The sequence below is a fragment of the Yokenella regensburgei ATCC 49455 genome (assembly GCF_000735455.1).
Classification (GTDB): domain Bacteria; phylum Pseudomonadota; class Gammaproteobacteria; order Enterobacterales; family Enterobacteriaceae; genus Yokenella; species Yokenella regensburgei.
Genome location: NZ_JMPS01000009.1, coordinates 194,469 through 207,197, shown reverse-complemented (window position 1 = coordinate 207,197; position 12,729 = coordinate 194,469). Strand labels below are relative to the sequence as shown.

Sequence of the window (12,729 nt, the reverse complement as noted above, 5' to 3'; positions counted from 1 at the left end):
GGCGCACAATGACCACTGAAACACATCACGAAATCCTCCGCACGGAAGGGCTAAGTAAATTCTTTCCCGGTGTTAAAGCGCTCGATAACGTCGATTTTAGCCTGCGGCGGGGTGAAATTATGGCGCTGCTCGGTGAAAACGGTGCCGGAAAATCCACCCTCATTAAAGCGCTGACCGGCGTTTACCACGCCGATCGCGGGACCATCTGGCTGGAAGGTCAAAGTATCTCGCCGAAAAATACCGCCCATGCGCAACAGCTGGGTATCGGTACCGTCTATCAGGAAGTGAACCTGCTGCCGAATATGTCGGTGGCGGATAACCTGTTTATTGGCCGCGAGCCCCGGCGCTTTGGTTTTCTTCGCCGTAAAGAGATGGAAAAACGCGCCAGCGAGCTGATGGCCTCTTATGGATTTTCTCTCGACGTCCGTGAACCCCTGAACCGTTTTTCCGTAGCGATGCAGCAGATAGTCGCCATCTGCCGTGCCATTTCTCTTTCCGCCAAAGTGCTTATCCTCGATGAACCCACCGCGAGCCTCGACACCAAAGAAGTGGAAATGCTCTTTACCCTGATGCGCCAGCTGCGGGATCAGGGCGTAAGCCTGATTTTTGTCACTCACTTTCTCGATCAGGTGTACCAGATTAGCGATCGCATCACCGTACTGCGTAACGGCGGTTTTGTCGGCTGTAAAGAGACTAACGCGCTGCCGCAGATTGAGTTAGTGAAGATGATGCTGGGGCGCGAACTGGAACACCAGGCTCTGCAGCGTGCCGGACGTACCCTGCTTAGCGACAAACCGGTCGCCGCGTTTGCGGGCTACGGTAAAAAAGGCGTGATCGAGCCGTTCGATCTGCAGGTACGCCCGGGTGAGATTGTCGGCCTGGCGGGGCTGCTGGGATCCGGTCGTACCGAAACGGCGGAGGTTATTTTTGGCATCAAACCCGCCGACCGTGGCACCGCGTGGATCAAAGGTAACCCGCAGGTGCTGCGATCCCCGCACCAGGCCTCGAGCCTGGGTATTGGCTTTTGCCCGGAGGATCGTAAAACCGACGGGATTATCGCGGCGGCGTCGGTGCGGGAAAACATTATCCTCGCGCTGCAGGCGCAGCGGGGCTGGCTACGGCCGATCCCCCGCCGTGAACAGAACGATATTGCCGAACGTTTCATCCGCCAGCTGGGGATCCGCACCCCCAGTGCGGAACAGCCGATCGAGTTTTTATCCGGCGGTAATCAGCAGAAGGTACTGCTGTCGCGCTGGTTGCTGACTCGCCCGCAGTTCCTGATCCTCGATGAACCCACCCGTGGGATCGACGTGGGTGCGCACGCAGAGATTATCCGGCTTATCGAAACCCTGTGTGCCGACGGCCTGGCGCTGCTGGTGATTTCATCAGAGCTTGAAGAGCTGGTGGGCTATGCCGATCGGATCATTATCATGCGCGATCGCCGACAGGTGGCGGAGATCCCGCTGGCTGAGCTGTCGGTGCCCGCCATTATGAATGCTATTGCGGCATAAGGAGTAAAGCGTGATGCCACGATCCCTACCGCAAACCGGGCAAGCGAAGCGCCGCATACGCTGGCCGAAGGGCATGCCCCAGTTGGTGGCGCTGCTGCTGGTACTGCTGGTCGATAGCCTGGTTGCGCCGCACTTTTTCCAGATCGTGCTGCAGGACGGGCGTCTGTTTGGCAGCCCGATTGATATTCTGAACCGCGCCGCGCCGGTAGCGCTGCTGGCGATTGGCATGACGCTGGTGATTGCCACAGGCGGCATTGACCTCTCGGTGGGGGCCGTGATGGCCATTGCCGGGGCGACGGCGGCGTCGATGACCGTCAACGGCTACAGCCTGCCGATGGTGCTGCTGGCAGCGCTTGGTAGCGGCGTACTGGCGGGCCTGTGGAACGGCGTGCTGGTGGCGATTTTAAAGATTCAGCCGTTCGTGGCGACGCTTATCCTGATGGTGGCCGGGCGTGGGGTGGCGCAGCTCATCACCGCCGGGCAAATCGTCACCTTTGACTCTCCGTCGCTGGCGTGGCTTGGCAGCGGCAAGCTGCTGCTGTTGCCAACGCCGGTGATTATTGCAGTGCTGACGCTGGTTGCATTCTGGCTTTTTACCCGTAAAACCGCGCTCGGGATGTTTATCGAAGCCGCAGGGATCAACATTCGTGCCGCCAAAAATGCCGGGGTGAATACCCGTATTGTGGTGATGCTGACCTACGTGCTGAGCGGCGTATGCGCGGCCATCGCCGGAATTATTGTCGCGGCGGATATCCGCGGTGCGGATGCCAACAACGCCGGGCTATGGCTCGAACTGGACGCCATTCTGGCGGTGGTGATTGGCGGCGGTTCGCTGATGGGCGGGCGCTTCAACCTGCTGCTGTCGGTGGTGGGGGCGCTGATTATCCAGGGGATGAATACCGGGATTTTGCTCTCCGGCTTCCAGCCCGAGCTTAACCAGGTGGTGAAAGCGGTGGTGGTGATGTGTGTGCTGATCGTGCAGTCACCGCGTTTTATCTCCCTTCTGAAGAGGATGCGTCGCCATGATCAAACGTAATCTGCCGTTGATGATCACCCTCGGCGTGTTCGTCCTTGGTTACCTGTACTGCCTGACCCAGTTTCCTGGCTTCGCTTCCACGCGGGTCATCTGCAACATTCTGACCGATAATGCTTTTCTTGGGATCATCGCCGTCGGTATGACGTTTGTGATCCTCTCGGGGGGGATCGATCTCTCCGTGGGGTCGGTGATCGCTTTCACCGGCGTGTTTCTGGCAAAAGCGATCGGCTTCTGGGGGATCCCTCCGCTGCTGGTGTTTCCGTTGGTGCTGGTCATGGGCTGCGCGTTTGGTGCCTTCATGGGGCTGCTGATTGATGCGCTGAAGATCCCGGCGTTTATCATCACTCTGGCGGGAATGTTCTTCCTGCGCGGCGTCAGCTATCTGGTGTCTGAAGAGTCCATTCCTATCAACCACCCGTTGTACGATACGCTGTCGGGGCTGGCGTGGACCATTCCCGGCGGCGGGCGGCTTAGCGCAATGGGGCTGCTGATGCTGCTGGTGGTGGTGCTGGGGATTTTTCTCGCCCACCGTACCCGCTTTGGCAATCAGGTGTACGCCATTGGCGGCAACGCCACCTCGGCTAATCTGATGGGGATCTCCACCCGCAGCACGACTGTTCGCATCTACATGCTTTCAACAGGGCTGGCGACGCTTGCCGGGATTGTCTTTTCTATCTATACCCAGGCCGGTTACGCGCTGGCCGGAGTGGGCGTGGAGCTGGACGCCATCGCCTCGGTGGTGATCGGCGGTACGCTGCTCAGCGGTGGTGTAGGGACCGTCCTTGGCACGTTATTTGGTGTTGGGATCCAGGGGTTGATTCAGACCTATATTAATTTTGACGGTACTCTGAGCTCCTGGTGGACGAAGATAGCTATCGGTATTTTATTGTTTATTTTCATTGCATTACAACGTGGTCTTACCGTGCTGTGGGAGAACCGGCAAAGTTCACCGGTGACCCGGGTCAACACGGCAGCAACACCGAAGTAACATATTGAATTTCCTGAAACAGCTAAATATTTTCCGGTTGTAGTCGATAGTTTCTGTACAGGCCAGAATAATCCCTACAACCGGAAATAAAGTGATGCCAAAATCTCTCTCTATTCGAAAAAGTCTGTTGGTTTTATTGTCTTTGCTTACCCTGTTTCTGCTGCTATCCGGCGGAATGGGGCTCTACGCCTCGACCCGCATCATTACCTCCTGGGCCTATTACGGCGTGATGACGGCGGTCACGGCGGCGGCGATCGGCGTGCTGCTGCTCATCTGGTTCATGCTGCGTAATAAGCTCTTAAACCCGCTGGATGATGCGGTGAAACAGCTGGAGTGCCTGGCGACCGGCGATCTGTCTCCGACCGATACCCGCTTTGCCAGCGCCGAATTCAACCGTCTTAATGCCGCCATGGAAGAGATGCGCAGCGCATTACGTGAATCAGTCATGCGGGTACGCGACGCCAGTTCGCAGATTGATGTTGGCAGCCGTGAACTGACGGCAGGCAATATCAACCTTGCTCAGCGAACCGAATCGACCGCTACCTCGCTTGAAGAGACGGCGGCGAGCATGGAGCAGATAACTGCGACGGTGAAACAGAATGCCGATAACGCCGAACAGGCGCACCAGATGGCAAAAACGGTGTCTGATACCGCCGACCGCGGCAGCGAGATGGTGTGCTATGTGATTGAGAAAATGCGCGATATTGCCGGAAGCTCCGATCGTATTGCTGACATTCTTAGCGTGATCGACGGTATTGCTTTTCAGACCAATATCCTCGCGCTCAACGCCTCGGTGGAAGCCGCGCGCGCCGGTGAGCAGGGCCGTGGCTTTGCGGTGGTGGCCGGTGAAGTGCGGAATCTGGCGAGCCGCAGCGCCGACGCGGCAAAAGAGATCCGTCTGTTAATTGGCGACTCGCGCACTCAGGTGGGCGAGGGTAGCGAGCTGGCGCAGCAGGCCGGGGAGACCATGGATGAAATTGCTACCGAAGTGATGCGAATGACGAAGCTGATGCGCGAAATCGCCAGCGCGTCGCTGGAGCAGAGCCGGGGTATTGAGCAGGTGAATATCGCGGTGAGCCAGATGGACGAAACTGCCCAGCAGAATGCGGCGCTGGTGCAGGAGTCTTCAGCGGCAACCCGCTCTCTTGAAGAGCAGTCGCAGGCGCTGACCGATGCGATGGCAGCGTTTCGTTTTCAGCGCAGCAGCGCGGCCTGAGGTGGTAATCCCTCTCTCCTCCAGGGAGAGAGGGATTAAGCATTACGCGTCCGGGTATTCGCGGATGAAGCGCTCGACGTCTTCCACCATGTGGTTGGTACCGACGAAGAACGGGCGGCGCTGGTGCAGGCTGCTCGGGATAATATCCAGAATGCGCTCTTTACCATCGCTTGCCATACCGCCCGCCTGCTCGGCGAGGAGTGCCATCGGGTTGCATTCGTACAGCAGACGCAGCTTACCTTCCGGATGGCTGGCGGTGCTTGGGTACAGGTAGATGCCGCCTTTCAGCAGGTTACGGTGGAAGTCTGCCACCAGCGAGCCGATATAGCGTGAGGTGTAAGGGCGTTGGGTGCTCTTATCCTCTTCCTGGCAGAACTTGATGTACTTCTTCACGCCCATCGGGAAGCGGATGTAGTTGCCTTCGTTAATGGAGTAGGTGTTGCCCTTCTCCGGGAAGCGCATACGCTCCTGGCTCAGGCAGAACACGCCGAGTGACGGATCGTAGGTGAAGGCGTGAACGCCACAGCCGGTGGTGTAAACCAGCATGGTGGAGGAGCCATAAACCACGTAGCCCGCCGCAACCTGCTTGTTGCCCGGCTGCAGGAAGTCTTCTTCGGTCACCGGCGTTCCCACCGGCGTTACGCGGCGATAGATAGAGAAAATCGTCCCGACGGAGACGTTAACGTCGATGTTGGATGAGCCATCCAGCGGATCCATCAGCACCACGTATTTGGCGTGCTCGCAGCCTTCGAAGACCACAATCTCGTCTTCTTCTTCCGATGCGATACCAGCAACGATGTCGCGTGCCTTCAGTGCAGCTTTCAGTTTTTCGTTCGCAAACAGATCGAGCTTCTGTTGAGTCTCTCCCTGAATGTTCTCGGCACCGCTGGCACCCAGGATATCGACCAGACCGGCCTTGTTGATATCGCGGTGGATGATCTTGGCGCCCAGCTTTATTGCCGACAGCAAAGCAGTCAGTTCGCCAGTTGCATGAGAGAACTCGTGCTGCTTTTCGACAATAAATTCACCTAACGTTTTCATAACACTTTCCCTGCTTCTTATGTTGAGTAGAGCGGAACACTACAAACAATCTTAACAAATATTCAAATCATCGCGCTCAGGTGAATCGCGCCAGCAAAATGCGGATTTTCCTGAAATGCATTTCTCTGCTGCCAACATGTGGGTAAAATGTGCCTCAGCGAAAAGAAAGGAAATGACGAATGCGCATTCATATATTGGGAATTTGTGGCACTTTTATGGGTGGTCTGGCGATGCTCGCACGCTCTCTCGGCCACGAAGTAACGGGTTCGGACGCCAATGTGTATCCGCCAATGAGCACGCTGCTGGAGAAGCAGGGCATTGAGCTGATTCAGGGTTATGATGCAAGCCAGCTCTCCCCGCAGCCGGACCTGGTCATCATCGGCAACGCCATGACCCGCGGCAACCCGTGCGTGGAAGCGGTGCTGGAACAGAACATTCCGTACATGTCTGGTCCGCAGTGGCTGCATGATTTTGTCCTGCGCGATCGCTGGGTGCTGGCCGTGGCCGGTACCCACGGCAAAACCACCACCGCCGGTATGGCGACCTGGATCCTCGAAGCCTGTGGCTATAAGCCTGGTTTTGTGATCGGTGGCGTGCCGGGCAACTTCGACGTCTCTGCGCGTCTTGGCGACAGCTCGTTCTTCGTTATTGAAGCCGACGAATACGACTGTGCCTTCTTCGACAAGCGTTCCAAGTTCGTGCATTACTGCCCGCGTACGCTAATCCTCAACAACCTTGAGTTCGACCACGCTGATATCTTCGACGACCTGAAAGCGATTCAGAAACAGTTCCACCATCTGGTGCGCATCGTGCCGGGCCAGGGTCGCATCATCCTGCCGGAGAACGACATCAACCTGAAGCAGGTGATGGCGATGGGCTGCTGGAGCGAGCAGGAGCTGGTAGGTGAACAGGGTCACTGGCAGGCGAAAAAGCTGAACACCGACGCTTCCGAGTGGGAAGTGCTGCTCGACGGCGAAAAAGTAGGCCAGGTGAAGTGGGATCTGGTGGGCGAACACAACATGCACAACGGCCTGATGGCGATTGCTGCGGCGCGTCACGTTGGCGTTACTCCTGCCGATGCGGCAAACGCGCTGGGCTCGTTCATCAACGCCCGTCGCCGCCTTGAGCTACGCGGTGAAGCGAACGGCGTAACGGTGTATGACGATTTCGCCCATCACCCGACTGCGATCCTCGCGACGCTGCAGGCGCTGCGGGGCAAAGTGGGGGGGACTGCACGTATTATTGCGGTGCTGGAGCCGCGCTCTAATACCATGAAGATGGGGATCAGCAAAAACGAGCTGGCGCCGTCGTTGGGTCGTGCCGATGAAGTGTTCCTGCTACAGCCGCAGCATATCCCATGGCAGGTGGCAGAAGTTGCCGAAGCCTGCGTGCAGCCTGCGCACTGGAGTGCAGACGTTGACACGCTGGTGGAGATGATTGTTAAAACCGCAGAGCCGGGCGATCACATTCTGGTGATGAGCAACGGTGGTTTTGGTGGGATTCATCAGAAGCTGCTGGACGGCCTGACGAAGAAAGCCGAAGCGGTAGAAGAGTAACCCTCACTCTGACCCTCTCCCATCAAGGGAGAGGGATCTCACCACCCTGACTTCTGTAGCGAGATGAGGAGCGAAAGCGGTATTAGCCTTCGCTTTCTGCCAGTTCGCGCAGAAACTGGAAAATCAGGCGCGCCGATTTCGGCGGTTTATTCCCTTCTTTCTCTTTCTTCGCGTTGCGGATGAGCGTCCGCAGCTGCTGGCGGTCGGCGTCTGGCCACAGGTTCAGCACTTCAGTAATCGCGTCGTCTCCCTCATCAATCAGACGATCGCGCAGATGCTCCAGCTTGTGGAACAGCGCAACCTGCTGGTTGTGACGGTTCTTCAGCTTATCAAGTGCCTGGCGGATAGGATCAACGTCGCGGTTACGCAGCATTTTACCAATCAGCTGCAGCTGGCGGCGGCGGCCTTCTTTCTTGATCTTCTGCGCCAGTTCAATGGCGTCACGCAGGTCTTGATCCAGCGGGATCTTGTCCAGTGCGTTTTTCCCAAGATCAACCATCTCGGCACCGAGCCTTTTCAGCTCCTCGGCGTCGCGCTTAATTTCGCTTTTGCTGACCCAGATAATCTCGTCATCTTCGTCTTCGATGTCGTCACCGGGTACGTCGTCGAGCCAGTCTTCGGGCTGCTTAGTCATTTCAGGCTCCTTAAAAAAAGAGGCACATGTTACCAGTTAAGGGGCACACTGGAAATCGGTTCTCTGTTAGACTTCAAAGAATCTCTTCACTCATTATGGCATTGGCGATGAAAGTAATCACACAAGTTGCAGAGCAGCGTAACGCACTGGAGAAAGCCGTATCCACCGCACTGGAGCTGGCATCAGGTAAATCAGATGGTGCCGAGGTTGCGGTGTCGAAAACGACCGGCATTAGCGTCAGCACGCGTTATGGCGAAGTTGAAAACGTTGAATTTAACAGCGACGGTGCGCTTGGGATTACGGTTTATCACCAGAACCGCAAAGGCAGCGCCTCTTCCACCGATCTCAGCCCGGAGGCCATCGCCCGTACGGTGCAGGCTGCGCTGGATATCGCGCGCTACACCTCACCGGATCCATGCGCCGGCGTCGCTGAAAAATCCCTGCTGGCGTTCGACGCCCCGGATCTAGATCTCTTCCATCCGGCAGAAATCTCTCCGGACGAGGCCATTGAGCTTGCTGCCCGCGCAGAGCAGGCTTCGCTCAAGGCTGATAAGCGCATCACCAATACCGAAGGCGGCAGCTTTAACAGCCATTACGGCATCAAAGTGTTTGGCAACAGCCACGGCATGCTGCAGAGCTACTGCTCTACCCGCCACTCTCTTTCAAGCTGTGTCATCGCCGAGCATGATGGTGATATGGAGCGGGATTACGCCTATACCATTGGCCGCGCGATGGGCGACCTGCAGACCCCGGAATGGGTAGGGGAAGAGTGTGCACGACGCACCCTCGCTCGCCTGTCGCCGCGTAAGCTCTCAACCATGAAAGCGCCGGTGATTTTTGCCCCTGAAGTGGCAACCGGTCTCTTCGGGCACCTGGTCGGTGCGATTGCTGGCGGTGCGGTTTACCGTAAATCAACGTTCCTGCTCGACTCGCTCGGCAAGCAAATCCTGCCGGAGTGGCTGACGATTGAAGAGCATCCACACCTGCTGAAAGGGCTGGCTTCTACGCCGTTTGACAGCGAAGGGGTTGCCACCACGCGCCGCGATATCGTGAAAGATGGCATTCTGACCCAATGGCTGCTGACCAACTATTCCGCACGTAAACTGGGCCTGCAAAGCACCGGGCATGCGGGCGGTATCCACAACTGGCGTATTGCCGGTCGTGGCCTCGGATTTGAAAAGTTACTCAAAGAAATGGGCACCGGACTTGTGGTGACCGAACTCATGGGGCAGGGTGTCAGTGGTGTCACCGGTGATTATTCACGCGGTGCCTCCGGTTTCTGGGTTGAGAATGGCGAGATCCAGTATCCGGTGAGTGAAATCACGATCGCCGGTAATCTTAAAGATATGTGGCGTAATATTGTCACTATCGCCGACGATATTGAAACCCGAAGCAATATTCAGTGTGGTTCTGTGCTGTTACCGGAGATGAAAATCGCCGGGCAATGATTCACTTATTGGCGCGACCTGCCGCGCCCTATAACCAAAAGGAAGTGAGCAATGCGTAAAAAACTCCTCGCGATGTTGGCGGTATCCACTCTGGCATTCAGTTCGGTTCAGGCGTTTGCCGCCGATCTGGAAACCGATATGGATACGCTCAGCGCGAATCTGAAAATTGTCCAGAAAAGCACTAATGCTGCTGAAATGAAGGACGCGTTGACGAAGATGCGTACCGCGGCGCTTGATGCCCAGCAGCAGACGCCACCGAAGCTTGAAAGCAAAGCGGCCGACAGCGCAGAGATGAAAGATTACCGCCACGGTCTGCAAACGCTGGTGGGCCAGATTGATGGCGCGCTGAAGCTGGTGGATGAAGGCAAAGTACAGGAGGCGCAGACCGCTTCTCAGGATTTTGTCGCGACCCGCAATACCTACCACCAGAAGTATCGCTAACAGGCGCCTGGGCTTACGTCCTCATGCGCAGAGTGGGGGAGTTCGGAATTCCCCCTTCTTTTCTCGCCGGGGCGCAACGCCTCAGACACCTGCCAGCAGCATAGCCTTTCCCCATAAGTAAACCTTATCGGCATCACATTTTTACGAGAAGCTTTCCAGACTTTTTCTCTGCCGGGCCACCGTTTTTCACCTCCTGGGCTGTGATATTCATCACGTAAATCCAGTCATTTGAACGTAATCACGCGAATAATGTGGCACAGATCACTGCCGCCGATTTCCTTTCCACTTCGAAGTGGAAAACAACTCGCTACAAACTCTTTCCCCCCGACGTTAAGTTTTATCCCAGAGACATTAACGGGGTAAGACGAGTGATAAACGGAGTGGTAATGAACGACGTTGGGGACCTGGCAGTTCAGACTGAGAAACTTGCCGACACCATGCTGGCGCGCACCTATGCGCTGCTCAGCCGCCACAACATCATCCCCAATGAAGTACAGGAGCAGATGCTGACTTCTCATGTTCGCGCAATGGCGCACCGGTCAGTGACCGGCGAGCCGCTGCCGGAAGTGGAAGCCAGCCTGTTCGAAGAAATTTCAGAAGATTCAATGCGGCTTGCCCGAGAAGTGGTCGCAGAGTTCGGTAACCTTCCTGAGGAAGAAGCCTGGCTGCTGTCCGTTCACTTTGAAGTCGCGAAAGATAACCTTTAAGGAGCAAAACATGGAACAGATTACCGTAGTGATTGGCGATCGTCTTGGCAAAGGACAGAAAGTCGCCGCAGGCGTTGAGAAGGCCGGTGGACGTGCCGTTGTGGTTCCAGGTGTTGCCGCAGATATGAAACTGGGTGACGTCATGAAGGCGGAAAACGCGACCTTCGGTATCTCCTTCTGCGGCAGCGGCGGCGCAGGTGCAATCACCGCGCAGACCAAGTACGGCTACAAAGCTAAGTACGGCATGCGCTCTGTTGACGAAGGCGTTACTGCCATCAACGAAGGCTGCAACGTGCTGGGCTTCGGCTTTATGGACAAAGAAGAGCTGGGCGAGCGTCTGGTTCAGGCGTGGCAGAAGAAACACGGCGCATAACGATGAAAGAACAATTCACCACAACGGTCAGGGTGAAGGGCAAAGGCGAGGCAAAAGCGCGCGCTTTTGCCGATGCTCTCAACCAGGTACAAGCCGCGGTGATGAAAGCGTCACCGCATATTTTACTGCGTATTGAGCCACAGGATGTGCAGGTTGTTCAGGCGCGTGAAACGGTACGAAAAGAAGCCTTCTTATTCATCTTTTTGCGCCGGGAAAGACAGTCTTACAGCGTGGAGCTGGATGTCACTGTCAACGTGACCGCCATCAATCTGGATAAGGTTGATTTTGTCACGCAGAAATAAACTACACAGAAGGGCAGACTGATGTTCCTAATTATATTAATAAAATCGCTCATCATCGGCGGCCTGGTCGGCGTTGGTGTGGGCGCAGGTGCTGCACGCATGTTTCACGCGCCCACCACACAGGGGATGGGTGCTTTTCGTACGTTGGGGGAACTGAATTCCTGCGAAGGGGATCCGGCTTCTCACTTCTCCTTTGGGCTGGGCTTCTTCTTTAACGCCTGGGCTTCTTCCGTTGCAGCAGGTGCGTTCACTCAGGACGTTGATCACCGCATTATCCCGAACTGGGGTGCGGCAGCGCTGATGATCAAAAACCGTAACGTCGGCGAGACGCTGCATGACCCGCGTAAAATGGCGATTGCCTGCGGCATCATCGGCATGATTGTTGTCGCCTTCCTGAACCTCACCGCGTCCTCCGTTCCGGCCGCGCTGCAGGTTACTGCGATTAAGGTGCTGGTACCCGCAGCAAACCTGCTGGTCAACACCGTGATGCCGGTTATTTTCTGGCTGGCGGCGATTGATGCCGGTAAGAAATCAGGTTTCTGGGCAACCGTCTTCGGCGGCGCCGCACAGCTGATTATGGGTAACGCCGTACCGGGCCTGGTGCTGGGTATCCTGATCGGTAAAGGCGTGGAAGAGAGTGGCTGGCACCGCGTCACTAAAGTGATGATGACGGCCATCGTTGCGCTGTTTGTCCTGAGCGCCTTCTTCCGTGGTTTCGACATGAAGATGATCGAATCCTTCCACATGACCGTGCCGAACTGGCTGGATCTGATCCATAACTCTCTCAGCGGTAAATAACAGGAGCCTGTAATGGAAGAGAAAAAAGGTTTTTGGTTTGCCGACTGGTCGTTCCCGATCTTCGTTGGCCTGCTCTCCTCCGGCGTGTTCGCCGGGACACACATGTACTATCTCTACGGTATTGGCGCGTTCAACGAAGTGGCCTTCGTGGCAATGCTGAAAGCGGGCATCGATACCGGGGCTTACGGTGCGGTGGCGGCGTTTGGTGCGAGCTTCCTGTTCGCCCGTATTATTGAAGGCTCTCTGGTGGGGATCCTTGATATCGGTGGTGCGATTCAGACCGGTGTTGGTCTGGGGGTTCCGGCACTGCTGCTGGGCGCGGGGATCATGTTCCCGGTGACCAACTTCATTGCTTCCCTGATTACCGGCCTGGTGATTGGTCTGGCGATTGGCTACATCATTATCCTGGCGCGTAAGTTCACCATCAACCAGAGCGACTCCACCTACGGGGCGGACGTTATGATGGGGGCAGGTAACGCCTCTGGCCGCTTCCTGGGTCCGTTGATTATTCTGAGCGCGATGACCGCCTCCATTCCTATCGGGATTGGCTCTCTGGTGGGTGCGCTGCTGTTTTACCTCTGGCAGAAACCGATCACCGGTGGTGCGATCCTCGGCGCCATGATTTTAGGCTCCATTTTCCCTATCGCAATCGGCTAACTTCCTCGGGCGCTCCGGCGC

14 protein-coding genes are annotated in these 12,729 nt (G+C 56.5%); 12 read left to right on the top strand and 2 right to left on the bottom strand.

Features of this window, described 5'->3' with window-relative positions; translation table 11 throughout:
• The first annotated feature begins 8 nt into the window (after nucleotides 1–8).
• The 4 genes from ytfR to GYRE_RS02030 all read left to right on the top strand — a co-directional run bounded on the left by ytfR (nucleotide 9) and on the right by GYRE_RS02030 (nucleotide 4,751).
• Nucleotides 9–1,511 carry a galactofuranose ABC transporter, ATP-binding protein YtfR gene (ytfR, locus tag GYRE_RS02045; protein ID WP_006816842.1) on the top strand — a complete coding sequence of 501 codons (1,503 nt, stop codon included), beginning with the start codon at nucleotides 9–11 and terminating at the stop codon, nucleotides 1,509–1,511.
• 10 nt (nucleotides 1,512–1,521) lie between these two features.
• Nucleotides 1,522–2,547 carry a galactofuranose ABC transporter, ATP-binding protein YtfT gene (ytfT, locus tag GYRE_RS02040; RefSeq protein WP_087943227.1) on the top strand — a complete coding sequence of 342 codons (1,026 nt, stop codon included), beginning with the start codon at nucleotides 1,522–1,524 and terminating at the stop codon, nucleotides 2,545–2,547.
• Nucleotides 2,534–3,535 carry a galactofuranose ABC transporter, permease protein YjfF gene (gene yjfF / locus GYRE_RS02035; protein ID WP_006816844.1) on the top strand — a complete coding sequence of 334 codons (1,002 nt, stop codon included), beginning with the start codon at nucleotides 2,534–2,536 and terminating at the stop codon, nucleotides 3,533–3,535. Before ytfT ends, yjfF begins: the two co-directional genes overlap by 14 nt.
• A gap of 94 nt (nucleotides 3,536–3,629) precedes the next feature.
• Entirely contained in the window at nucleotides 3,630–4,751 is a 1,122-nt protein-coding gene (locus tag GYRE_RS02030; RefSeq protein ID WP_006816845.1) for a methyl-accepting chemotaxis protein, read from the top strand.
• Nucleotides 4,752–4,793: 42 nt separating this feature from the next.
• Here GYRE_RS02030 and fbp read toward each other — a convergent pair whose 3' ends face one another.
• Complete coding sequence (fbp, locus tag GYRE_RS02025) at nucleotides 4,794–5,792, bottom strand: class 1 fructose-bisphosphatase (protein WP_006816846.1); 999 nt, start codon at nucleotides 5,790–5,792, stop codon at nucleotides 4,794–4,796.
• Between the two features lie 179 nt (nucleotides 5,793–5,971).
• On the opposite strand from fbp, the gene mpl reads away from it, so the two are divergent.
• Nucleotides 5,972–7,348 carry a UDP-N-acetylmuramate:L-alanyl-gamma-D-glutamyl-meso-diaminopimelate ligase gene (gene mpl / locus GYRE_RS02020; RefSeq protein ID WP_038252570.1) on the top strand — a complete coding sequence of 459 codons (1,377 nt, stop codon included), beginning with the start codon at nucleotides 5,972–5,974 and terminating at the stop codon, nucleotides 7,346–7,348.
• Between the two features lie 82 nt (nucleotides 7,349–7,430).
• On the opposite strand, the gene yjgA is transcribed toward mpl, so the two are convergent.
• A complete protein-coding gene (gene yjgA, locus GYRE_RS02015) occupies nucleotides 7,431–7,982 on the bottom strand; it encodes a ribosome biogenesis factor YjgA (RefSeq protein ID WP_006816849.1) in 552 nt (183 codons plus the stop codon).
• Between the two features lie 95 nt (nucleotides 7,983–8,077).
• Here yjgA and pmbA point away from each other — a divergent pair, with 95 nt between their 5' ends.
• The 7 genes from pmbA to GYRE_RS01980 all read left to right on the top strand — a co-directional run bounded on the left by pmbA (nucleotide 8,078) and on the right by GYRE_RS01980 (nucleotide 12,708).
• Nucleotides 8,078–9,430 carry a metalloprotease PmbA gene (pmbA, locus tag GYRE_RS02010; protein WP_038252569.1) on the top strand — a complete coding sequence of 451 codons (1,353 nt, stop codon included), beginning with the start codon at nucleotides 8,078–8,080 and terminating at the stop codon, nucleotides 9,428–9,430.
• A gap of 51 nt (nucleotides 9,431–9,481) precedes the next feature.
• Nucleotides 9,482–9,871 (top strand): cytochrome b562, encoded by a 390-nt coding sequence (cybC, locus tag GYRE_RS02005; protein ID WP_006816851.1) that lies wholly within the window; start codon nucleotides 9,482–9,484, stop codon nucleotides 9,869–9,871.
• A 368-nt stretch (nucleotides 9,872–10,239) separates the two neighbouring features.
• Complete coding sequence (locus GYRE_RS02000) at nucleotides 10,240–10,578, top strand: glycine dehydrogenase (RefSeq protein ID WP_087943228.1); 339 nt, start codon at nucleotides 10,240–10,242, stop codon at nucleotides 10,576–10,578.
• 10 nt (nucleotides 10,579–10,588) lie between these two features.
• Nucleotides 10,589–10,951 (top strand): SFCGS family glycine-rich protein, encoded by a 363-nt coding sequence (locus GYRE_RS01995; protein WP_003830384.1) that lies wholly within the window; start codon nucleotides 10,589–10,591, stop codon nucleotides 10,949–10,951.
• A gap of 2 nt (nucleotides 10,952–10,953) precedes the next feature.
• Nucleotides 10,954–11,253, top strand: coding sequence for a DUF4312 family protein (locus GYRE_RS01990; protein ID WP_006816853.1), 300 nt, complete (start codon nucleotides 10,954–10,956; stop codon nucleotides 11,251–11,253).
• A 21-nt stretch (nucleotides 11,254–11,274) separates the two neighbouring features.
• Nucleotides 11,275–12,051, top strand: a complete 777-nt coding sequence (locus GYRE_RS01985; protein WP_006816854.1) for a DUF4311 domain-containing protein — start codon at nucleotides 11,275–11,277, stop codon at nucleotides 12,049–12,051.
• Nucleotides 12,052–12,063: 12 nt separating this feature from the next.
• A complete protein-coding gene (locus GYRE_RS01980; protein ID WP_006816855.1) occupies nucleotides 12,064–12,708 on the top strand; it encodes a DUF4310 family protein in 645 nt (214 codons plus the stop codon).
• The last annotated feature ends 21 nt before the right edge of the window (nucleotides 12,709–12,729 follow it).